General features: G+C 63.4%; 19 protein-coding genes. 6 read left to right on the forward strand and 13 right to left on the reverse strand.

Annotated features, from left to right (window positions below; all coding sequences use genetic code 11):
* Positions 1-37: 37 nt before the first annotated feature.
* From AX729_RS30380 to AX729_RS30390, 3 genes are all read right to left on the reverse strand, one after another.
* On the reverse strand, positions 38-2389 hold the full coding sequence (locus AX729_RS30380; protein WP_061027860.1) for a bifunctional salicylyl-CoA 5-hydroxylase/oxidoreductase: 2352 nt from the start codon (positions 2387-2389) through the stop codon (positions 38-40).
* 100 nt (positions 2390-2489) lie between these two features.
* Complete coding sequence (locus AX729_RS30385) at positions 2490-3326, reverse strand: enoyl-CoA hydratase family protein (RefSeq protein ID WP_061027861.1); 837 nt, start codon at positions 3324-3326, stop codon at positions 2490-2492.
* Between the two features lie 45 nt (positions 3327-3371).
* A complete protein-coding gene (locus tag AX729_RS30390) occupies positions 3372-4133 on the reverse strand; it encodes an SDR family NAD(P)-dependent oxidoreductase (protein WP_061027862.1) in 762 nt (253 codons plus the stop codon).
* A gap of 211 nt (positions 4134-4344) precedes the next feature.
* Here AX729_RS30390 and AX729_RS30395 point away from each other — a divergent pair, with 211 nt between their 5' ends.
* The 5 genes from AX729_RS30395 to AX729_RS30415 are packed head-to-tail and all read left to right on the forward strand — an operon-like array spanning position 4345 to position 10062.
* Positions 4345-5142 (forward strand): alpha/beta fold hydrolase, encoded by a 798-nt coding sequence (locus tag AX729_RS30395; RefSeq protein ID WP_061027863.1) that lies wholly within the window; start codon positions 4345-4347, stop codon positions 5140-5142.
* A 12-nt stretch (positions 5143-5154) separates the two neighbouring features.
* A complete protein-coding gene (locus tag AX729_RS30400) occupies positions 5155-6444 on the forward strand; it encodes an acyl-CoA dehydrogenase family protein (RefSeq protein ID WP_061027864.1) in 1290 nt (429 codons plus the stop codon).
* 2 nt (positions 6445-6446) lie between these two features.
* Positions 6447-7982, forward strand: coding sequence for a class I adenylate-forming enzyme family protein (locus tag AX729_RS30405; RefSeq protein WP_061027941.1), 1536 nt, complete (start codon positions 6447-6449; stop codon positions 7980-7982).
* Positions 7979-9073 carry an NAD/NADP-dependent octopine/nopaline dehydrogenase family protein gene (locus tag AX729_RS30410; RefSeq protein WP_061027865.1) on the forward strand — a complete coding sequence of 365 codons (1095 nt, stop codon included), beginning with the start codon at positions 7979-7981 and terminating at the stop codon, positions 9071-9073. The genes AX729_RS30405 and AX729_RS30410 overlap by 4 nt, the downstream gene beginning before the upstream one ends.
* Complete coding sequence (locus AX729_RS30415) at positions 9070-10062, forward strand: 3-hydroxybutyryl-CoA dehydrogenase (RefSeq protein WP_061027866.1); 993 nt, start codon at positions 9070-9072, stop codon at positions 10060-10062. Before AX729_RS30410 ends, AX729_RS30415 begins: the two co-directional genes overlap by 4 nt.
* 1 nt (position 10063) lies before the next feature.
* On the opposite strand, the gene AX729_RS30420 is transcribed toward AX729_RS30415, so the two are convergent.
* The 6 genes from AX729_RS30420 to AX729_RS30445 all read right to left on the reverse strand — a co-directional run bounded on the left by AX729_RS30420 (position 10064) and on the right by AX729_RS30445 (position 16412).
* Positions 10064-11110 carry a 2,5-dihydroxypyridine 5,6-dioxygenase NicX family protein gene (locus AX729_RS30420; protein ID WP_061027867.1) on the reverse strand — a complete coding sequence of 349 codons (1047 nt, stop codon included), beginning with the start codon at positions 11108-11110 and terminating at the stop codon, positions 10064-10066.
* A gap of 32 nt (positions 11111-11142) precedes the next feature.
* Positions 11143-11910 (reverse strand): ABC transporter permease, encoded by a 768-nt coding sequence (locus tag AX729_RS30425; RefSeq protein WP_061027868.1) that lies wholly within the window; start codon positions 11908-11910, stop codon positions 11143-11145.
* Complete coding sequence (locus AX729_RS30430; RefSeq protein ID WP_061027869.1) at positions 11907-12692, reverse strand: ABC transporter permease; 786 nt, start codon at positions 12690-12692, stop codon at positions 11907-11909. The genes AX729_RS30425 and AX729_RS30430 overlap by 4 nt, the downstream gene beginning before the upstream one ends.
* A complete protein-coding gene (locus AX729_RS30435; protein WP_061027870.1) occupies positions 12689-13534 on the reverse strand; it encodes an ABC transporter ATP-binding protein in 846 nt (281 codons plus the stop codon). Before AX729_RS30435 ends, AX729_RS30430 begins: the two co-directional genes overlap by 4 nt.
* 122 nt (positions 13535-13656) lie before the next feature.
* A complete protein-coding gene (gene ilvD / locus AX729_RS30440) occupies positions 13657-15351 on the reverse strand; it encodes a dihydroxy-acid dehydratase (RefSeq protein ID WP_061027871.1) in 1695 nt (564 codons plus the stop codon).
* A 77-nt stretch (positions 15352-15428) separates the two neighbouring features.
* Entirely contained in the window at positions 15429-16412 is a 984-nt protein-coding gene (locus AX729_RS30445; RefSeq protein WP_061027872.1) for an ABC transporter substrate-binding protein, read from the reverse strand.
* Positions 16413-16576: 164 nt separating this feature from the next.
* On the opposite strand from AX729_RS30445, the gene AX729_RS30450 reads away from it, so the two are divergent.
* Positions 16577-17494: an NAD(P)-dependent oxidoreductase gene (locus tag AX729_RS30450; protein ID WP_061027873.1), complete on the forward strand. Its 918-nt coding sequence runs from the start codon at positions 16577-16579 to the stop codon at positions 17492-17494.
* Positions 17495-17510: 16 nt separating this feature from the next.
* Here AX729_RS30450 and AX729_RS30455 read toward each other — a convergent pair whose 3' ends face one another.
* The 4 genes from AX729_RS30455 to AX729_RS30470 all read right to left on the reverse strand — a co-directional run bounded on the left by AX729_RS30455 (position 17511) and on the right by AX729_RS30470 (position 21310).
* Positions 17511-18074: a flavin reductase family protein gene (locus AX729_RS30455; protein ID WP_061027874.1), complete on the reverse strand. Its 564-nt coding sequence runs from the start codon at positions 18072-18074 to the stop codon at positions 17511-17513.
* A 9-nt stretch (positions 18075-18083) separates the two neighbouring features.
* Positions 18084-19313 (reverse strand): acyl-CoA dehydrogenase family protein, encoded by a 1230-nt coding sequence (locus tag AX729_RS30460; RefSeq protein ID WP_061027875.1) that lies wholly within the window; start codon positions 19311-19313, stop codon positions 18084-18086.
* A gap of 65 nt (positions 19314-19378) precedes the next feature.
* Entirely contained in the window at positions 19379-20647 is a 1269-nt protein-coding gene (locus AX729_RS30465; RefSeq protein WP_061027876.1) for a CaiB/BaiF CoA transferase family protein, read from the reverse strand.
* A gap of 234 nt (positions 20648-20881) precedes the next feature.
* Positions 20882-21310: a GNAT family N-acetyltransferase gene (locus AX729_RS30470; RefSeq protein WP_061027877.1), complete on the reverse strand. Its 429-nt coding sequence runs from the start codon at positions 21308-21310 to the stop codon at positions 20882-20884.
* Positions 21311-21354 lie beyond the last annotated feature (44 nt).

Genomic DNA, 21354 nt, shown 5'->3' on the forward strand with positions numbered 1-21354 from the left:
TCGAAACACAGGCAATGGGTTAACGTCGCACGGTCGGTCACTCCGCCGCAAGCGGCTTTGTCGCCTCCGCCTTGAGCTCGGCGCGGGTCTTGGGCTTAGCCTTAATTCTCAGCTCCTCCAGATCCTGCCGGTCGCGCACGCTGTTGCGGAAAATCTGATCTTTTCCCGGAAGATATTGGGGTGGGCAGAATGCATCGTTGGCCCCGTACCAGGCCGCCGCCTTCATGGTGAAGAAGGGATCGACGAGATGCGGACGGCCGAGCGCGACGAGATCCGCCCTGCCGGCGGCCAAAATGGTGTTGGCCTGGTCCGCCGTGGTGATGTTGCCGACGCACATGGTGGCCACGCGCGCCTCGTTGCGGACCTGATCGGAGAACGGGGTCTGGAACATGCGCCCGTAAACCGGCTGCGCATCGCGCACGGTCTGGCCGGTTGAGACATCGACGAGATCGACACCCGCCTCGGCGAAGGCCCGCGCAATGGCAACGGCATCATCGCCGGTGATGCCACCGTCAGCCCAGTCGGTTGCGGAGATGCGCACCGACATCGGCTTGTACGACGGCCACGCCGCGCGCAGCGCCTCGAACACCTCGAGCGGGAAACGCAGGCGATTCTCAAGAGAACCGCCATAATCGTCGGTGCGGGTGTTCGTCAGCGGGGAGATGAAGCTCGCGAGCAGGTAGCCGTGGGCGCAGTGCAGCTCCAACATGTCGAAGCCGCAGCGTTCGCCGCGCTCTGCCGCCGCAACGAAAGCGTCTCTCACCGCAACCATCCCCGCGCGATCGAGTTCGCGGGGCACCTGACTGTCGGGGAAATAGGGTAGCGGCGATGCCGAAACGGTTTCCCAGCCCCCTTCGTCCAGCGGCCGGTCAATGCCGTCCCACATCAGCTTGGTCGCGCCCTTGCGGCCGGCGTGGCCCAGTTGCAGGCAAATCTTCGCGGCTGAATTGCCGTGGACGAAATCCACGATGCGGCGCCAGGCAGCCTCCTGCTCGTCGTTCCACAGGCCGGCGCAGCCGGGCGTGATCCGGGCATCGCGGCTGACGCAGGTCATCTCGGTGAAGATCAGCCCGGCCCCGCCGATCGCGCGTGATCCGTAGTGCACGAGGTGAAAATCCGTCGGCACGCCTTCCTTCGCCGAATACATGCACATCGGCGACATCACCGCGCGATTGGCGAGCTCCATCTCACGCAAGCGGAACGGCTGGAATAGCGGCACCATCGGCCGATCGGTGTCGACATCGAAGCCACTGCCGCGCACCTGCCTTGCAAACGACTTTTCGACCTCCGCCACGAAATCCGGGGCGCGAAGTTTCAGATTGTCGTAGGTGATCGCCTTCGAGCGCGTCATGACGCCGAATGCGAACTGCACGGGATCGAAGTCCCAGAAGCGGTCGACGTGCTCGAACCAGACCAGCGAGACGTCGGCGGCATGCTGCGTCTTCTCGACCTCTTCGCGGCGGCCGTTCTCGTAGACCTCCAGCGCCGCCCCGATGCTGGGCGCCTTCTCCATGGCTTCGGCAAGCGCGATCGCGTCCTCCATCGCGAGCTTGGTACCCGAGCCGATCGAGAAATGCGCGCTCGCCTTCGCGTCGCCGAGCAGGACCATGTTGTCCTTGACCCAGCGCTTGCTGCGGATCATCGGGAAATTGCGCCACATCGAGCGGTTGGTCAGCAATCGATGCTCACCAAGGAACCAGCCGAAGATGTCAGCCATCCGCGCGGCGGACTGGGCTTCGTCGAGCCCCGTCAGCCCGGCCCGCTCGAACGTCTCCGGATCGGTCTCGAAGATCCAGGTCGAATGCCCGGCCTCATACTGATAGGCATGGGCGATGAACGGTCCCCACTCGGTTTCCTGGAAGATGAAAGTGAAGGCATCGAGCGGCCTGGTCGAGCCCATCCAGGCGAACTTGTTGGAGCGGATGTCGACCTCCGGCTGGAAATGGTCGACGTACTTCTCGCGGAAGCGGCTGTTGATGCCGTCGGAGATCAGGACGAGATCGGCATCGGCGAAGCGGGACTCGTCGTCGATATCCACTTCGAAGTGCAAGACGACGCCGAGCTCGCGGGCGCGCTCCTGAAGGATCAAGAGCAGCTTGCGTCGCGAGCAGCCGCAAAAGCCGTTTCCGCCGACGCGATGCACCGTGCCGCGAAAGTGCACGGCGATGTCATCCCAGTAGGCGAACTCCTGGGTGATGCGACGGTAGCTCGGAAGATCGTGCTTCTCGAAATTATCGAGCGTCGCGTCCGAGAACACCACGCCGAAGCCGAAGGTGTCGTCGGCCCGATTGCGCTCGTACACCGTAATGTCGGCGGCCGGGCGCTGCTTCTTGAGCAGGATCGCAGCATAGAGACCCGCAGGTCCGCCACCGATGATCGCGACTTTCATGGGAGCCTCGCCACTTCACCCGGCCATGAAACTATTTTAAGCCTAAAATAGTTTTACGCAAGTCCCCGTTGCTGGCGTGGCCGCCGTAAAGACGGTCGGCCTAGTCGCCCCTGAAGACCGGCTTGACCTTGTTGGCAAAAGCCTCGAAGGCGCGCTCGAAATCCGCCGTCGTCATGCACAGCGCTTGGGCAACGGCCTCCGCTTCGATCGCCTCCTCCACCGACATCGCCCATTCCATGGCCAGCATCCGCTTGGTCATGGTGTTGGCGAAGGTCGGTCCTTCCGCAATCTGCTTCGCCAGAACTTGGGCCTGAGGCAGCACCTGCTCCGGCGTGACGATGCGGCTGAAGAAGCCCCAGCGCTCGCCCTCTTCCGCGGTCATGAACCGGCCGGTGTAGAGCAGCTCGGAGGCGCGGGACTGCCCGATGATACGCGGCAGGATCGCGCAAGCGCCCATGTCGCAGCCGGCCAGCCCCACCTTGTTGAACAGGAACGCCACCTTGGCCCCGCTCGCAGCAAGGCGCATGTCGGAGGCCATGGCGATAATCGCCCCGGCCCCGGCACAGATACCCTCGACCGCGGCCACGATCGGCTGAGGGCATGCCCGCATCGCCTTGACGAGGTCGCCGGTCATGCGCGTGAAGGCGGTCAGCCCCTTGGTGTCCATCTTCACGAGAGGCCCGATGATCTCGAACACGTCGCCGCCAGACGAGAAATTGCCGCCGGCACCGGTGACGACGATGACCTTGACCGCGTCGTCAAAGGCGCAGGCACGGAAAAAATCGGTCAGCTCACGGTAGCTTTCGAACGTCAGCGGATTCTTTCGTTCGGGCCTGTTGAGCGTGACTGTCGCGACACCGTCGACCACAGCCAGCAGGAAGTGCTGCGGCGAGTAATCTGCAAGCGGCAAGGTAACGGGATTGGCGGGTCTGCTCATGCGATCTCCTTGGATTCCTTGTTCCGGGCGCCTGCATCGGGCAGGCTAGACCTCGCCCCCAGCCACGGCAATCGCCTGGCCGGTGATTGCGCTCGCGCCCTCACCGCACAGCCAGAGAACCGCGTCTGCCACTTCCTGCGGCGTGATCAGGCGTCCTTGCGGATTGTGTTTCGCGAGCTCTGCGACCGCCTGCTCGCGGCTACGCCCCGTCTTCTTCATGATGTTCTCGATGCTGCCTGCGACGAGATCGGTGTCGGTGAAGCCGGGACACACCGCATTCACGGTCACGTTGCTTCCGGCCATCTCGAGGGCGAGAGAACGTACGAGCCCGACCACCGCGTGTTTGGCTGCGACGTACGCGCTGACATAGGCGTAGCCCTTGAGCCCGGCCGTGGACGCGACCGCGACAATACGACCATAGGGGCGGGTCTTCATCCCCGGCAGGACAGCCTGGACGGCATGCACGACGCCCATGAAATTGACATCCATCATGCGCGTGAAAAGGGCGGTATCCGATTTCGCAAACGGCGCCGATTCAGCGCTGCCTGCATTGGCAATCAGAATGTCGATCGCCTTGCGCGCACTCGCTCCGGCAATGGCGGCTTTCAGAGACGCTTCGTTCGAGACGTCGGCGACAGCCGCAAAGTGCGCCGCACCTGCACTGACTGCCTCTTCGAGAACCGCCGCATTTCGGCCAAGCACGGTTACGGTCGCGCCAGCGCCGACGAGAGAAGCAGCTATCTCACGACCGATGCCGCGACCGCCGCCGGTCACCAGCGCGTGCAGCGAGTGCGGCAACCCGGACATGCGCTGACTCCCTCGGATCTTGTGATCGTTCTTGCAATATATTTTAACCTTCAAATTTTTGCAACGAAAGCGCGATCGTCTCTCGGAGTGCCGCCGCACAGAAGCGGCCCGGAAATTGCTTTAAGTATAAAATTATCTCTTCCCATCCCCCACAGGCCTGTTAGCATCAAGAGGCCAAGCAAAAGGATGTCGCGTGTCGCAGCCTGCGCCAATGATAACAAAGGACGGACGCTTCGCCTATGAATCCTCGGGTGATCCGGGCGCAGTACCCCTGATTTTCCTGCATGGCATTGGCGGCGCGGCGCGGGCGTGGCGGCGGCAGCTTGCCACATTCGGCGACCGCTTCCGCGCGATCGCATGGGACATGCCGGGCTATGGCGGATCGACGCCGCTCGCGAGCGTCAGCATTGCAGCCTTGGCCGATGCGCTTCAGCAATTCATCGAGCAGCTTGGTGCGGCCAAGCCTATTCTGGTCGGCCATTCCATTGGCGGCATGATCGTCCAGAAGTGGCTGGCGCAGTCCCCCACACTGGCGCGTGCGGTCGTGCTGGCACAGACCAGCCCTGCCTTCGGGAAGGCCGACGGCGAGTGGCAGAAATCATTCATCGCGGCACGGCTCGGGCCCCTCGATCGCGGGGAGACGATGAAGTCGCTGGCGCCAGCGCTGGTGAATGAGCTGGTCGGCGATGATCCAGATCCGAACGGGATGGAGCTGGCGCGCGAATGCATGGGGAGCGTGCCCGAGGCAAGCTATCGCGCCATGATGCTGGCTCTCATCGGCTTCGATCAGCGCAGCACGCTTGGAAATATCTCCGTCCCCACGCTGCTGCTGTCCGGCTCCAAGGACAACAATGCGCCTGCGCCGATGATGGCAAAGACGGCGACCTACATCCCCGGGGCGGAATATGTCGAGCTCGCCGGCGTGGGGCATCTCGCCAACCTCGAGCGCCCCGGTGCCTTCGACGAAGCTCTCGGCCGCTTCCTGAACTCCGTTACGAGCAAAGCGTGAGGTGATTGCGCAATGACCATGCAAGTCAGCAAGACTATCAGCGCAACCGACAAGGTCGTGCTCGATGCGCCGATCTTCGATCCCGCCGCGTTCCGCCTGAGCGACGAGCAGGCCGGCATCATTGCGCGCGCCCGCGAGATCGGCCAGAGCGTGTTCGCCGGTCGCGCCGCGACCTACGATCGCGAGGCGATCTTCCCGACCGAAAACTATCGCGATCTGCATCGCGTCGGCCTGCTCGGCATCGCCGTCCCCAAGAAGCACGGTGGTCTCGGCGCAAATTACCAGACCTATGCATTGGCGGCAGCCGAGATCGGCCGCTATTGCGGCGCGACTGCGCTGACCTGGAACATGCATGTGTGCTCGACCCTATGGTCGGGCCCGCTGGCCGACGATCTCGACATGGATGAGCAGACGCGCGCCGAGCACGAGCGGCGGCGCGCCGTTCACTACAAGCGCATTGTCGAGGACGGCGCGATCTACTCGCAACCCTTCTCCGAAGGTGGTGCGGCGGCTGCGGGCGGCGTTGCTTTCGGAACGGAGGCAAAGCCGGTTGCGGGGGGCTGGATCGTCAACGGCAAGAAAATATTCGCCTCGCTCTCCGGCCACGCCGACTATTACGGCGTGCTTTGCACCGAGATCGAGCAGGGCGAGAAGGCATCGCGACGCAACACGCTCTATCTGGCCATCCCCGCCAAGTCGGAAGGGGTCTCGGTCGTCGGCGATTGGGATCCGCTCGGCATGCGCGGCACGGTCTCGCGGACGCTCCTGTTCAAGGACGTGTTCGTGCCGGAGGATTCCGCGCTGATGCCGCGCGGCGTCTATTTCCAGGCTGCGATGCGCTGGCCGCACATGTTCCTGACGCTGTCGCCGACCTATATGGGCCTCGCGCAAGCCGCCTATGACTTCACCGTGCGCTACCTTCGGGGCGAGGTGCCCGGCATGCCGCCGGTCAAGCGGCGGATGTATCCGACCAAGCAGATCGCCGTCGCGCAGATGCAGATCAAGCTGGAGCAGATCAAGGGTATCTGGTTCCAGGCCGTCACCGAAGCCTGCGCAAATCCGAGCAAGGAGCAGGTGCTCCGAGCCTATGCCGCACAATATTCGGTGATGGAGGGCGCCAATGAGCTTGCCGCGCTCGCGATCCGAACCTGCGGCGGTCAGGCCATGCTCCGGTCGCTGCCACTGGAGCGGATCTACCGCGACAGCCGCTGCGGCTCGCTGATGCTGCCCTGGACCGCGGAGCTCTGCCTCGACCGGATCGGACGCGAAGCGCTGTACGAGGCTGGTGAAACGGACGAGTGACCGTGGATCTCTGCAGTCTGATCGATCGCAACGCGGCGTTCGCGCCAGATAAGACAGCCATCGCCTTCGAAGGGAATCGGCTGAGCTACGCGGCGTTCGCCGCACGCATCGAGCGAACCGCGACCGCCCTGAAGCGGGAGTTCGGCATCGGCCGCGGCGACCGTGTCGCGATCCTGAGCCTGAACCGGCCGGACTATCTGGTTCTGCTATACGCCTGCGCGCGGCTCGGGGCGATGCTGGTACCGCTGAACTGGCGGCTGGCGGTGGCCGAGCAGTTGTTCATTCTCAACGATGCAGGCGCCAAGGTCCTGGTGCTCGAGCAGGCTTTCGGGGGAGTTATTCCCGAACTGGCGCAGACCGCGCCAGGGGTATCTGTCGTCGGCCTCGATTTCGAGCCGCCACGTGGGGTGACATTCGAAGCGCTGCTGGATCGCAGCCAGGGCAGCGACCGCAACCAGCACACCGATCTCTCCTGCCCTCTCCTGATCGTCTACACGTCAGGAACGACGGGACGACCAAAAGGCGCAGTGCTGCGTCAGGAGGCGTTGTTCTGGAACGGCGTCATGAGCCAGCACATGCACAACATGACGTCCGACGATCACGTGCTGACGATTTTGCCGTTCTTTCATGTCGGCGGTCTCAACATCCAGACCACGCCTGCGCTCCAGCTCGGCGCAACCGTCACGATCCACGCCCGTTTCACGCCGGATACCGCGCTTGCGGCCATCGAACGGGAGCGACCGACTCTGACCGTGATGGTGCCGGCGGTCATTCAGGCCGTAAGCGAGCATCCCGCATGGACGACGACCGATCTCTCATCACTCAAGGCAGTGGCAACCGGTTCGACCATCGTGCCGCCGCAACTGATCCAGCGTTTCGTCGCACGCGGCGTACCCGTGCTTCAGGTCTATGGCTCGACGGAAACCTGTCCCATTGCCGTCTATACTCGGCTCGGGGGCGACCTCTCGCGAGCGGGGTCGACCGGCCTTGCCGGCCTGTGCTGCGAAGCCAAGGTAGTCGATCATTCCGGCAACGAACTGCCCGCGGGCACGCCGGGCGAGATCGCGGTGCGCGGGCCCAACGTGTTCTTCGAATATTGGGGCAATGAGGCCGCAACGCGCGACGCGCTGCACGATGGCTGGTATCGCACCGGCGATATCGGCCTGTGCGATACCGACGGCTATTTCTGGGTCCGCGACCGCAAGAAGAACATGATCATATCCGGCGGGGAGAACGTCTACCCGGCCGAGGTCGAGCGCGTTCTGCTCGAACATCCCGATGTCAGCGAATGCGCCGTGATCGGCCGGCCCGACCCGCGCTGGGACGAGGTGCCGGTCGCCTATGTCATTGCGAGATCCGGCTGCCAACTCGGAACGGACGAATTGAGGGCGCATCTCCAGGCGCAACTCGCGCGCTACAAGGTTCCGCGCGAGATTGTCTTCGTTACCGATCTGCCGCGGACGGCGCTCGGCAAGGTCCAGCATTTCCTGCTGAAGCAGCTTGATGCGCAGTCACGCGGGCAAGGAGAAGCGCCTTGAAAATTGCGGTTCTGGGTGGAGGAAACGGCTCTTTCGCGGCCGCGGGCGATTTTGCGCTGTCGGGGCACGAGGTGCGGCTTTGGCGCCGCGATGCCGATCAGGTCGCGGCCCAGCGCACCGCCGGCTCACGCATCGTGGTGAAGGACCATAATGGGTCTCACGACGTGAAGCTCGCGCTCGTCACGACCGATATCGCCGAAGCCGTCAAAGGCACGGAGCTGATCCTGTGCCCCGCCCCTGCCTTCGCGCAACCGGATATCGCCCGCCTGCTCGCCCCGCATCTGCGAGACGGCCAGGTCGTGTTTCTGCCGCCGGCGACATTCGGCTCGATGATCTTCGCCCAAGCCGCCCGTGATGCCGGCAACAATGCCAAGGCAAGCTTTGCCGAGACCGGCACCCTGCCTTGGCTGACGCGAAAGCACGGGCCGTTAGAGGTCGCCATCACCATCCGTGCCAAACGCCTGCCGGTCGGGGTGTTCCCGCTTGATCAGGCGCCCCACGCTCTCGAAGTGATCGGACGCGCTTTCCCGGGCGTGATCGAGCCGTGCGGGGATGCGCTGTCCGGCGCGCTGATGAATGCAGGACCCATCATCCATCCGCCGCTGATCGTGATGAATGCCGGCCCGATCGAGCACTTCGAAAAGTGGGACATCCACAAGGAAGGCACGCAAGCCGCGATCCGGCGGGTGACCGACGCGCTCGATGCCGAGCGGATCGCGGTGCGCGAGGCGCTCGGTTACGGCGCACCACATTTCCCGCTCGCTCATCACTACGCGAGAGAAGGCGAGATCTGGATGTACGGCCGCGGCTCGCACGACCGGCTGACCGATTCCGGCGACTGGCGCGAACGGATCGTGCTGAGCGAACACCGCTACATGCGGGAGGATCTGCGGCTCGGGCTGTCGCTGCTGGTGTCCGTCGCAGGCCTGGCTGGCGCGGCCACACCGCTGGCCAAAGCGTTTCTGTCGATCGGTGGCGCGGTCTGCGGCGAAGATTTTGCGCAAGGCGGCCGAACGCTCGAGACGCTGGGCCTCGGCAATCTCAGCAAGGCTGAACTGCAGACGCTGCTTCGCAATGGATTCTGTCGATGACCAAACGCGTCCACATCGTCTGTCTCGGCGCCGGCCGCATGGGGCGCGGCATCGCCGTCGCGTTCGCCTATGCCGGCCACATGGTCACGATGATCGACGTCAAGCCGCGCTCCGCGGAGGAGTTCGCCAGGCTGGAAGCGGACGCGCTCGGCGAGGTCAGGAAGACCTTTGCCAGCCTGTCGAAGCTGGGGCTCTTGACCGAGGCGGATGTCGATCCGCTCATCGCGCGGGTCTCGGTGGTGGCAGCCGGCGATAGTGGTGCCGCGCTCTCCGAGGCCGGCATGGTCTTCGAGGGCGTGCCCGAGGTCGTCGAGCTCAAGCGCGAGGTGCTGGGGGCAGCGTCAAGGCAGGTTGGCCCGGACACCGTCATTGCTTCGACGACGTCGACGATCCTGGTCGACGACCTGTCCAGCGCGATCCTGAATCCTCGTCGCTTCCTCAACGTGCATTGGCTCAACCCGGCCTATCTGATCCCGCTGGTCGAGGTGTCGCCCGGCAAGGCCACCGATCCCGCCATCATCGGCGAGGTCAAGGCGCTGCTCGAAGGCATCGGCAAGGTCCCGGTGGTCTGCGCGGCGACGCCGGGCTTCATCGTCCCGCGCATCCAGGCGCTGGCGATGAACGAGGCCGCCCGCATGGTTGAAGAAGGCGTCGCCAGTGCGGAAGACATCGACAAGGCGATCCGTTATGGCTTCGGCTTCCGCTACGCCGTGCTCGGCCTGCTCGAATTCATCGACTGGGGCGGCGGCGACATCCTGTACTATGCAAGCCGCTATCTCGAAGGCGCACTCGGGAGCGACCGCTATCGCGCGCCGGAAGTGATTTCGCGCAACATGAGCGAGGGACGAATCGGCTTGCGGACGGGTGCCGGCTTCCTCGACTATTCCGGCCTCGACGTCGATGCCTATCGAGTCGAGCGGCTCAAGGCCATGGTGGACCTGCTCCGCCACTTTGGCTTGGCACGGCCGCCCGTGCGCGATCTCGGCTAGTCTAGCCGAAGACGTCCTGGAGCACACCTTCGCGGACGACGGGAACCCCGTCGAGTTCGATCGTCGTTCCCATCATCGGCAGGTCGAAATGGCCCGCCGTGTAGCGGCCAGCGAACTCATTCGCACCCGTCGAGAACAGGAAATTGCCGGAGACGGCCCGAATCTCAGTGCCGTTGGTGTCGCGCTGATCGTACATCGACAGCGCCTCGTAGCGTGCGCCGGGGTTCATGCCGAAGCCGACATGCGAGACGGCATAGGCCTCGCGGTCGCCCCAGGCCGCAAGATAGGCGCGCATCATCGCCGCGTCCGTGCCCTCACCTTCCAGCTCGACGACATAATCGTCCTTCAGCGTCATCGTCACAGGCGATGTCAGGTAGCGCTTGAAGGTGAGATTGATGTCGCCTGGCGCCATCACCAGCGTACCGTTGATGCTGCCGCTCTTGGGGAAACTGACGACGATACCGCCTGGCCAATGCGCCAGCGTGCCGGGCTTGTCGGTCCAGCCCCAAACACCGACCGTGGAGGCGCCGACCATGTCGATGTCGAGCGCCGTTCCGGCCTTCGACGTCACCCGCATCCGCTTGGTTCCACGCAGCATCTTGGCCGCGGCACGCACACGTCTCTCGAGCGCGGGATCCGGCACCATCCGTTCCAGCGCCTCGGGATGCTCGTTGGAGATCACCAGGATCCGCGCGCCGGCTTTGAGGATCTCCGGCGTCTCGACCGCGTGCATGAGGCCTTCGATGGTGCAATCCACAACGAAGCCCGCCTGCTGAAGCGCGGTGATGACCGGACCAAGCCGCTGGATCGCCTCGCTCGCCCCGGTGGAGCGTACCGGGACGACGTTCCGGTTACGCGGAGTCGGCATCACCACGTGAAACGGACGCGCTCCCATCCGCAGCAGCGCGAGCTCCGCCAGATGCACGTTCAACGCACGCGACTGGGTTTCCGAGAGGATCGCCGCGGTGTCGCCGGCCTTGACGGCGCATCGCTCAAATATCTCGCAGAATGCGTCGATCCATTTCGCCTCAATGCGGTCAGCCAGCATGGTCCACTCCCGGTCGTCAGGATTCTTGTTTGTTACGCCTCGGGGAAGCCCCGGAGCAAGTACGAGCGCAGCGCTCCCAGCAAGCCGTTCAGGATCAACCCCAGCAGCGAGATCGTGATCAGAGGCACGAACATATCGACGGCTTGGAAAGTTCGGGCAGCAGTCACAAGTGCATGGCCCAATCCGTCCGTCGACGTGATCATCTCGGCCAGAAACACCACGATGCAGGAAATGACAAGACCGATCCGGCAGCCGGTCAGGATCGACGGCATGGCGGCCGGCAGCACCACCTTGAAGAGGATTTCGTAGCGCGGCGTTCCTGCCGCCATGGCCGACCAGATCAGCTTCTGCTCGACGGTCGATGCACCATAGTAAGTGGACAGGAGAATGGGAAATAGTGCGTCCGCTGCCACCAATGTGACCTTCGATCCGTGTCCGAACCCGAGCAAGAGCAGGAGCGCCGGATAGAGCGCAACTTTGGGCAACGGCGCCAATACACGGACGATCGGCCGTACCACGGCGTTGATCGCCGGACTGGCGGCAGCTGCGATACCGATGCTCACGCCGAGCACGACCGCAATCGCGAATCCGGCAAAGAGCCGGATCAGTGTTGCTGCGATCTCCTGTTGAAATGCAAACGTCAAGAGCTGCTGAAGAAGCCGGCTGAAGACGAAACCCGGCGGGGGCAGCAAGACCGCAGGCGCAAAGCCGAATGATACCAAGCCCTGCCACACCGCGATCACCAGCAAGATCGGCGCGATCCCAAGAAGGATATTCGGGGAAAGGAGGCGCGACATCATGAGAAGCTCAGCGGCATGTCGAACTGCGGCTCTGACCAGCGCACGAGCCTGGCGCGAATCCTTTCGAAGATCGCGTCGAGGCAGATTCCCATTGCACCGACGATGATGATCATCGCAAAGACCGTGTCGTACTGGCCCATGTCGAGCGCATTGAACAGGATGTTGCCGGCGCCCGATTGACGGGCGATCATCTCACTGGTGATCATCGTGATCAGCGCCAGCACCAATCCCGTGCGGCATCCGGTCAGGATTTCCGGCAGCGCCGCGGGCAGCACGATCCGCACTAGGCGTTGAGCAGGCGAAAGCCCCATCGCAGCACCTGACCACAGCATCTTCTCCGCGACCGCCTTGGCACCCTCGAAGCTATGGTAGATCACGGGCAGGCTAACGCCGAGGAAGATCACCAAAGTCTTGGTGACGTCGCCGACGCCCAGCCAAAGCATGATGATCGGCATCAAGGCGGCCTTCGGCACCGGATAGATCACCATCAGGAGCGGATTGAAGAAGGCCGCGACTGCGCGGCTACGGCCCATCAAAAGACCGAGAGGAATCGAAACAAGCACGGCTACGCCGAATCCGATCGCCATGCGGCGGAGCGACGCCAGAATGTTGATCAGGGATTCCCTGTCTCCGAGGATGTCCGGGATCGCGCGGATCGCCTCGATCGCCGTCGGAAAGCTGTCGTTCTTCAGCGCAAGTGATGCGACCTGCCACGCCGCGAGCAATCCGACGCAGGCCAGCACCGGAGCACCACGCTTGACCATGGCAGTCGACGACATCATGAGAGCGCGCCGCCTTCGTCGCTCTCATCGAACATGCGCTCGATATCGACGATGTACTTCTGGTACCGTGGATCGAGCAAGAGCTCGCTACGCCGGCGCGGCCGCGGCAGATCTATGTCGATCACCTGCCGAATGCGGCCGGGCGATTTCGACATCATCACCACCTTGTCGGAGAGGAAGACGGCTTCGTCGACCGAGTGGGTGACGAACAGCACCGTCTTGCGATCGCGTTCCCAGATGTTCAGGAGATCGTTCTGCAAGCGCGTCCGGGTATGCGCGTCGAGTGCGCCGAACGGTTCGTCCATCAACAGGACTTCGGGATGATAAGCGAGCGTTCGGGCCAGCGCCACGCGCTGCTTCATGCCACCCGACAGCTCCTTGGGATAGAAGTTTTCGTAGCCCTTGAGGCCGACCATCTCGATCAGGGTGCGGCTCTGCCCTTCGGCTTCAGCAGCCCGCACGCCCTGTTGGCGCGGGCCGTACATCACGTTTCCGAGTACGGTCTTCCAGGGAAACAGCGCAAACTCCTGGAACACGGGCCCGCGATCCGGGCCCGGCCCTGTGATCGCTCGTCCCTTCATCGTTGCCGTGCCGCTGGTCGGATTGACGAAGCCCCCGACGATGTAAAGCAGGGTGGACTTGCCACAACCGGACGGGCCGAGGATGGAGACGAAGGCGCCTTCGTCGATCGTTAGTGAGATATCCGATAGCGCCAAGTGATCCTTGCGCGCCGAGGTCTGGAATACCTGGGAGACGTGCTCGATCTCGATGATCGTAGAAGCCGGCTCTGTTGATTTCACCGGTCTCACCCATTCGCCCGATCTCGAAGGCGCCACCTTCATCTCGTCTCTCACTTCAAACGCGCGAACACCGCGCAACTGGTCTGCTGAATGCACTCCATTCGCAGCACGAGCTTAGCAAGAAGCTTGCCAGACTGCTGCCGTCGTCGCGCTGGCAAGGCGCGTCATTCGAACCAGGGCCATTCTGCCGGACCTTCGTGCGTAACGGCACCGCCCGGCGCCTGCCCGACCAAGCGCGCATATTTAGCAAGTGCGCCGGCGCGATGCCGCGGCGGGCGAGGCTTCCAATCGCGTCGGCGCGCCGCAAGTTCCTGCTCGTCGACCAGCATATCCATCCGACGGTTTGCGGCATCAATCCGTATCCTGTCGCCGTCGCGAACAAGCGCCAACGGACCGCCAACGAACGCCTCGGGAGACACGTAGCCGATGCACATGCCGCGGGTCGCCCCCGAGAACCGACCGTCGGTGATCAGCGCCACTTTTTCGCCCATGCCCTGCCCGTAGATCAGCGCGGTGACGCCGAGCATTTCACGCATCCCGGGACCGCCGACCGGTCCTTCGTTGCGGATCACAAGAACCTCGCCCGCCTTGTAGCTGCGGTCACGAACCGCTTTGACGCAGGCTTCCTCGTCCTCAAAAACTCGCGCGACACCTTCGAAGAACTGGCTCTTCAAACCAGCAACCTTGATCACCGCCCCGTCCGGACAGAGATTGCCCTTCAGAACTGCAACGCCCCCATCGGGCATGATTGGCGCACGAGACGCGTAAACGACCTCTCCATCGGGAGCGGAGGCCGCGCCATATTCTTCGGCAAGCGTTCGGCCCGTGATCGTGATGCAGCTGCCATCGATATGCCCGCTCTGGATCAGCTCACGGATCACCACCGCGGCACCGCCGATGTCGTAGACATCCTTTGCCGTGTACTTGCCCCCCGGGCGCAGATTTCCGATCAGCGGCGTCCTGGCAAAGACCTCGCCTACATCATCGATCGTAAATGCAATGCCGGCCTCGTTAGCAATCGCCGGCAGATGCAGCGCGGCGTTCGTCGAGCCGCCAGTGGCAGCAACGATCGCCGCCCCGTTCTCCAGGGATTTCCGCGTCACGATGTCGCGCGGCAGCGGACCGCCGCGTTCCAGCATCTCCATGATCAGACGTCCGGCCCGGCGCGATATCTGCGCGCGCTCGGCATAGACGCCGGGCACCATCGAAACGTTCGGAATGGTCAGCCCCATCGCTTCCGACACCATTCCCATGGTGTTCGCGGTGAACTGGCCGGCGCATGCGCCGATGGTCGGCAGGCAGGCGCGCTCGATCCGTTCGAGCGCGGCGCCGTCGATCTCGCCGGTCATGAAGCTGCCGACAGCCTCATAGGAGTCGAGCACCGTCAGGGTGCGTCCATCCACACGTCCCGGCAGCGAGCTGCCGCCATAGATGAAGATAGAGGGCACGTTGCAGCGAACCATGCCCATCATCACACCAGGAAGCGTCTTGTCGCATCCGCCATACCCGATCAGCGCGTCGTAAGCGAGACCGTGGACGACAGCCTCGATCGAATCGGCGATCAGTTCGCGCGAAAACAGGGAGAACTTCATCCCCTCGTGGTTCATACTGATGCCGTCGGAGACCGACACGGTCGAGAATTCGCGCGGCGTACCGCCGGCTTCCTCGATGCCCGTCTTTGCCGCGGCGACCTGGAAATCGTGCGTCATGTTGCAGGGCGTCTGCTCGCCCTTCATGCTGACGACACCGACCATCGGTCTTGCAATCGCCGCGTCGTCGAGACCCATCGCGCGCATGAATGCACGATGCGGGGCTCGGTCGAGACCGTCAGTGGTAACGCGTGACCGCAACTTCTTCATGCGCGCATCTTCTTCATGCGCGTCCCGGATGATCCGGGACGCCTCGATCCCCTGTTTCGGACAACTCGGCTGACCGCCTATTGCAGCGGAGCGACGATGGTCGGATGCTTGAACTGCGCGACATCCAGCTTCGGCAGCATTCCCGTCTCGGCATAGATGTCCAGCATCTTCTGGATCGCGGGGAAGTTCGGCGCCGCACCGGGATCGCGACCAAAATCGTTGTCCTTCAGGAGATAGGTCTCGAGCACAGGAATGGGCGCCTTCAGAACTTCATTGACGACCTTCAGAGTCTCTTCGCGGTTTGCCAGCGCTTTCTTCATGCCCGACGTGATGTCGCGGACATAGGCCTTGACCAGCTCCGGATTCTTGTCGACGAAATCAGCACGGCAGGCTTCCAGGATGTGCACGATGTTTGGCATGGCCTGAGACAGCGAGAACAGCTTCCTGGTGCCGCCCTTCGCCTCCGCGCGCGCGGCAAACGGCTGGTTCATGTTGACGGCATCGACGCGGCCTTGCCGCAGCGCGTCCTCGGAGACGGCAAAGCCGACCTCGACCAGCTTGATGTCCTTGGCCGGATCGACGCCGTTTTGCTTCAGCAGCAAGTTGAACGGCCCTTGTGTGCCGCCGCCGATCACGGAAATCCCGACGGTCTTGCCCTTGAGATCCGCGATCGTCTTGATGGGCGAGTCATCCATGACGGCCCAATAGACCGAGAAACCGCCAGGCTTCTCGAAAACGTGCTGCGCGACGATATAGGCCTTGAGATTGCCGCCGACCACGCCATTGGAGAGCGAGAGCGGCGCCTGCGTCGCGCAGTCCAGCGCGCCGGCCGCCAATGCTTGCGTCATCGGCGCGGTGCCCTGGAATTGGGTCCATTCGATGTTGTAGGTCTTGCCGATACTGGGAAACTCGGCCGGCCTGCGCATCATCCAGTACTTGGATTCCTCGGCCGGGATCGTCCAGCCGACGCGGATCGTCTGCTGCCCCCATGATGGGCTTGCCCCCGCGCTCGCGGCCGCTGCCGCCCCCAACGCCAGGATCCACTTCGAAACGGTTCGCATCGTGCCACTCCGCTGCTCCGGCGCCGACCGGCGCCCCCAACCCGACCGCCGCAAATGTTTCATGGTTCAAACAATCAGGCAAGCCATGCGAGCAGGACGGTTTTGCCGTCGGATACACAATGTATGGTAAAGCGGCGCCGCAGTGCGACAGAAGGAGGCAACCTATGGCTGATGAGAGCAAGGCAAACCCGCAAGGCACCGAGAGGCTCGGCTATCTCGGCCTTGGACTCATGGGAGCGCCGATGACCCGGCGCCTGCTCGAGGCCGGCTATCAGGTCGCTGTCTGGAACCGCTCAGAGGGCAAGACGGCTCCGCTCGTAGAGGCCGGCGCCAAGCGTGCGGCCACGCCTCGTGATCTTCTGGTACACTCGGACATCGTCTTCATGTGCGTGACGGATGCGGCGGCGGTCGAGGAGGTGATCTTCGGGCCTGAAGGCCTGGCGGCCGCGCCGGGCGCAGGCAAGCTTGTCGTCGACTTCTCGTCGATACATCCTGACGCGGCGCGCGATCTCGCAACGCGACTGAAAAACGCGAACGGCGCAGGCTGGATCGATGCGCCGGTGTCCGGGGGCACGAAGGGCGCCGAGGAAGGCACGCTCGCCATCATGGCGGGAGGAGAAGCCAGTGATATCGAGAGGGTGCGGCCCTATGTGCTGGCCATGGCACGCAGGTTCACTCACATGGGCCCGGTCGGCGCCGGCCAGACCACAAAACTTTGCAACCAGGTGATCGTGGGATGCGCGATGGCCGTCCTCGCGGAAGCAGCGCGCCTTGCCGTGAACGCCGGAATTGATGCCAACCGATTGCCGGAAGCGCTCGCCGGCGGCTTCGCGGACTCTATCCCTCTCCAGCTGTTCGTGCCGCGGATGGTCCAGGGCATTCACAGCCCGCCGCTCGGCCACATCGCCACGATGCTCAAGGATCTTGATACCATCGCCGATGTCGCACAAGCGACGTCCACGCCGGTGCCGATGGCCTCGCTTGCGGCGCAACTTTTCAGGCTGGCGAAGGCCGCGCGAGGAGCGGACGCAGACGCGCTTGAAATCTACAAGCTATCAGCGCCGGAGCATCGCGCCGTGTAGGCTGACTGGAAGAAGGTCAGGGCACCTTCTTGCGTTCATCGTCAGTCATAAAGCGGCCGAACGCTCCCCGTGCGAAGAGCAGCGGCTCCTTCGCATTGTAGGTGTAAGCCTCGACCGCGCCGAGAAAGATCACGTGGTCGCCACCATAGTAACGATTGACGGAACGACATTGAAAGTTGGCGACGCTCTCGGCGAGGACCGGCGCGTTGCCGAGGCCCGGCGCCCAGTCCACCCCGGTGAACTTGTCGTCCGACGATTTTGCGAATTTGTTCGCAAGCGCCTGTTGCGAAGCACCAAGCACATTGACGGTGAAATGGCTGGCGTTCTGGAAGATGGCAAGGCTCGAGGAATAGACGACGAGGCTCCACAGAACCAGCGGAGGGTTCAGGGAGACCGAGGCGAACGAATTGCACGTCAGTCCGTAGGGCTTGCCGTCAGGCGCCGCCGCCGTGATGATCGTCACGCCCGTCGCATAGGTTCCAAGCGCGTTGCGGAAATCGCGAGGATCGATCAGCGAGCTGTCGCTCGCGAACTCGTTGGCGGGATCGGGAGCGCGGGGCTGCTTCGGCAGATCATTCATCGGCCGACCTCACAGCGTCAGATTCTCGGACGGCAAGCCGAGCGCCACTCGTCCATAATTGGTCCCTGCCGCATCGAAGTTGAACGCCAGATGCGAGTTGATCGCGTGCGCATCGCGGAATTGCCGCTGCAACACGCCACTCGTGAACAGGCCGCGCGCGCCGCTCGCGGCAAACAGCATCGAGACCGCGTCCGTGCACAAGTTCACTGAGAAAGATCCATCGCGCCGGTATCGGGTCTTGGTCGTCATTTCAGGGACATGACCGCGCCGAGCGTCCTCCATGGCATCGAGACACGCCGACCGCATGATCAGGCGTGCGGCGTCGATCTTCGCCGAGACCTCGGCGATCTTGATCTGGGTGCTTTGAAAGTCGCTCAGCTTCGCGCGGTTGTAGGTTGAAATGCGATGACGTGCGACGTCCGTATAGTCGTCGAGACACGCTTGCGCGTTCCCCAGGGCGACGCCGGAGAGAACGTATGGGAACAGCGAGAACACGGGGAGCGCATACAGCGGATTCGGATTGACCGCGCTTCCCGGCGTCGGGCCGCCGGCGAGGTCGCCGACCGGGACCGTCATGTGGTCAGCCACGAAGGCTTCCCTGACTTCCACGTCGCAAGACCCCGTCCCGCGCAATCCTGCGACATTCCAGGTGTCGAGCACCCTGTAATCGTCCTTCGGCAGCAGAAAGATTCGATACTCGATGCCGTCCGCCTCGTCGTCGGAGTAGACCACGCTTGCCAGCATGTTCCATTCGCATGAGGCGACGCCTGAGGAGAACGGCCAGCTGCCATGCAGCCGGTATCCGCCCGCGACCCGCGTGGCCCGTCCCGCCGGAAAGATAAACGAGGATGCGATCAGCGCGTCCGGATCACGGCCCCAGACCAGGTCCTGCGCCTTCTGCTCGAACATGCCGAGCATCCAGTGATGGCTCGCGAGATTAGCGAGATTCCAGGCTACCGACGCGTCCGCCTGCCCGAGCAGTTCGGCGCAATCGACGAGGGCGACATAGTCAAGCTCGGCGCCGCCGATCCGCTTGGGCTGGAGCATCCGGAACAGGCCGGCGTCGTGGAGATCCTTTTCGGTCTCCGGCGGAAGACGCCGCAGCTCCTCCGTCCGCGCGGCCCGCTCGCGCAGTCGCGGCAGGAGCGCCCGAGCCTTCGCAAGCATCGCCGCATAGACTTCTCCGCCGGCTTGCAGTCCGGTTGGGTGAGTCGTGCGCGGCTCCTGACCGAGCGCCATTCGTGTCCCTCGCTTTCACACATTTATGCGGCGGGACCTTCGCTAAATCAAGCCGAGGTCGTAGTTCAAGCCGACGTCGGAGGCTTCGCCGGGCCAAAGGCGCCCTTCTCGGCAAATTCGGCGATACGACGTTCGTCGTAACCGAGCGTATCGTGCAGGACTTGCATTGTATGCTGGCCCAACAGAGGTGCCGCAACGGGATCGATCGCTCCGGTCAGGCTCATTGTGATCGGCGGCTCGATATTGGGCACCCATTCCGCCGTCGGGTGCGGAATCCGGTTCAAGCGGTGGCGCTCGCGCGCCTCGGGCGCATTGAACCCCTCCTTGACCGTCCGGAGATAGCCGACCGGAATATTGGCGAGCTTCATTTTGCTCATCCAGTTTTCGAGAGTATCACTCGCAAAGACCTCGGCAATGGCTGCCCGCAAGAACTCCTTGTTCTCCGAACGCGCCTTGCGCGTGGCAAACTGCGGATCGGTGATGAGATCCGGTCGGTTCAGGACCTCCACCACGAGCCGCCGGTAGAGCCGGTCGTTGGCGCAGGCCATGTAGAGAGGCCCATCGGAAGCCTCATAGACGCCGACGGTGGGAGACCCGCTCGGCGAATTGCCGAACCGGCCGGGGTTCTCGCCGTTGATGAGATAGGCCATGCCGTAGAAGCCCGTCATCCCCATCGCAACGTCGAACAGGGCGACTTCGACATGCTGGCCGCGGCCGAGCCGTTCCCGCGCCAGCAGCGCCATCAGGATGGCATTGCAGGCGGACATCCCCGTCGCCATGTCCACGATAGGCGGACCGGTACGAACCGCCGGGCCGTCGGCAAATCCGTTGAGCGACATGAAGCCGCTTTCCGCCTGGGTGATGGGATCGAACCCGGGCCGCGAAGCAAACGGTCCGGTGCGTCCATAGGCTGAGATCGAACAATAGACCAGCCGCGGGTGGAGCGGCACGACCGACTCATAGTCGAGCCCGAACTTCTTCATCACCCCGCTCGAGAAATTCTCCACGACCACATCCGCCTTGCGGATCAGATCCAGCGCGATCTCACGGGCGTCCGGCACGGCAAGGTCGAGCGCAATGCCGCGCTTGTTGCGGTTCAGGCTGAGATAGGCAGCGCTTTCGCCGCCGACCTCCGCGTGCTCATAGACGCGCGTGTCGTCGCCGCCGTCGGGATTTTCAATCTTGATGACCTGCGCACCAAAATCGGCGAGCGTCTGGGTGCAGGCAGGTCCTGCCACCACGCGCGTGAAATCCACGACCAGCAGACCATCGAGCGCAGCCGGCCGCCCCGCCCCTCGCGGCGAACGTTCCGGCAATTGAGGCTTTGTCGGCATCGATAGCGCTCCCTTACATCGGCTTGTGGCCGCCGAATTTCCGCAAGAGCAAACTTAAAGCCCGGCGCCGCCGACTTCGCAAGTGCCTCACCCGCATCCCTTCAATACGCAAAAGGGACCCGGCAGCCGTCAAGCTGCCGGGTCCTCGGACATTCCAGGCATACGAGGTTGCGCCACGCCTCGTACTGATCGCCTAGGCCACGGAGGGCGCGTTCCGCGCGGCGGAAGCGCCGATCAGCGAAGCCACTTTCGCCAATAAAGCGTATGCGCCCAGGCCCAGGGCGCCTCGGGTTCGAAGAGCCGATAGCCCGCCTTGATGAAGTTGTTCGCAGATACCGGGTTGTCCGTCGTATCGGAGACGATGCTGTCCCATCCGATGCGGCGTCCCCTCGCCTCCACCACACGCATCAATCTGCGCTGAAGGCCGTGTCCCCAATGCCGTTGCAACACGCCAACCCTGGAGAAATAGCCGCCATTTCTCACGTGGGTGGACGGAACGACGCCGGCAAAACCGACTGCATCATCACCGCGATAGACGAGCCACCACGCCCCCGATTCGAATTTAGGCATGACGGCGGAATCGAGGAACGTCAACTGATGCAAGTCGGACAATGCATCGGCGACGTCGTCATCGAATGCATCGACATTGCGAATTCTGTACATGGATCGAACCGTTGCTGGGAATGACGTGACCGCAAGCGCCGCCT

This window comes from Bradyrhizobium sp. CCH5-F6 (assembly GCF_001556045.1).
Classification (GTDB): domain Bacteria; phylum Pseudomonadota; class Alphaproteobacteria; order Rhizobiales; family Xanthobacteraceae; genus Bradyrhizobium.

Excerpts from the sequence above, each read along its gene's own strand:
- AX729_RS30380 (WP_061027860.1), bottom strand. The coding sequence starts at position 2,389 with ATGAAAGTCGCGATCATCGGTGGCGGACCTGCGGGTCTCTATGCTGCG.
- AX729_RS30450 (WP_061027873.1), top strand. The coding sequence starts at position 16,577 with ATGGCTGATGAGAGCAAGGCAAACCCGCAAGGCACCGAGAGGCTCGGC.
- AX729_RS30390 (WP_061027862.1), bottom strand. The coding sequence starts at position 4,133 with ATGTCCGGGTTGCCGCACTCGCTGCACGCGCTGGTGACCGGCGGCGGT.
- AX729_RS30430 (WP_061027869.1), bottom strand. The coding sequence starts at position 12,692 with ATGATGTCGTCGACTGCCATGGTCAAGCGTGGTGCTCCGGTGCTGGCC.
- AX729_RS30460 (WP_061027875.1), bottom strand. The coding sequence starts at position 19,313 with ATGGCGCTCGGTCAGGAGCCGCGCACGACTCACCCAACCGGACTGCAA.
- AX729_RS30420 (WP_061027867.1), bottom strand. The coding sequence starts at position 11,110 with ATGCTGGCTGACCGCATTGAGGCGAAATGGATCGACGCATTCTGCGAG.
- ilvD (WP_061027871.1), bottom strand. The coding sequence starts at position 15,351 with ATGAAGAAGTTGCGGTCACGCGTTACCACTGACGGTCTCGACCGAGCC.
- AX729_RS30415 (WP_061027866.1), top strand. The coding sequence starts at position 9,070 with ATGACCAAACGCGTCCACATCGTCTGTCTCGGCGCCGGCCGCATGGGG.
- AX729_RS30455 (WP_061027874.1), bottom strand. The coding sequence starts at position 18,074 with ATGAATGATCTGCCGAAGCAGCCCCGCGCTCCCGATCCCGCCAACGAG.
- AX729_RS30385 (WP_061027861.1), bottom strand. The coding sequence starts at position 3,326 with ATGAGCAGACCCGCCAATCCCGTTACCTTGCCGCTTGCAGATTACTCG.
- AX729_RS30445 (WP_061027872.1), bottom strand. The coding sequence starts at position 16,412 with ATGCGAACCGTTTCGAAGTGGATCCTGGCGTTGGGGGCGGCAGCGGCC.
- AX729_RS30465 (WP_061027876.1), bottom strand. The coding sequence starts at position 20,647 with ATGCCGACAAAGCCTCAATTGCCGGAACGTTCGCCGCGAGGGGCGGGG.
- AX729_RS30395 (WP_061027863.1), top strand. The coding sequence starts at position 4,345 with ATGATAACAAAGGACGGACGCTTCGCCTATGAATCCTCGGGTGATCCG.
- AX729_RS30400 (WP_061027864.1), top strand. The coding sequence starts at position 5,155 with ATGACCATGCAAGTCAGCAAGACTATCAGCGCAACCGACAAGGTCGTG.
- AX729_RS30425 (WP_061027868.1), bottom strand. The coding sequence starts at position 11,910 with ATGATGTCGCGCCTCCTTTCCCCGAATATCCTTCTTGGGATCGCGCCG.
- AX729_RS30470 (WP_061027877.1), bottom strand. The coding sequence starts at position 21,310 with ATGTACAGAATTCGCAATGTCGATGCATTCGATGACGACGTCGCCGAT.
- AX729_RS30435 (WP_061027870.1), bottom strand. The coding sequence starts at position 13,534 with ATGAAGGTGGCGCCTTCGAGATCGGGCGAATGGGTGAGACCGGTGAAA.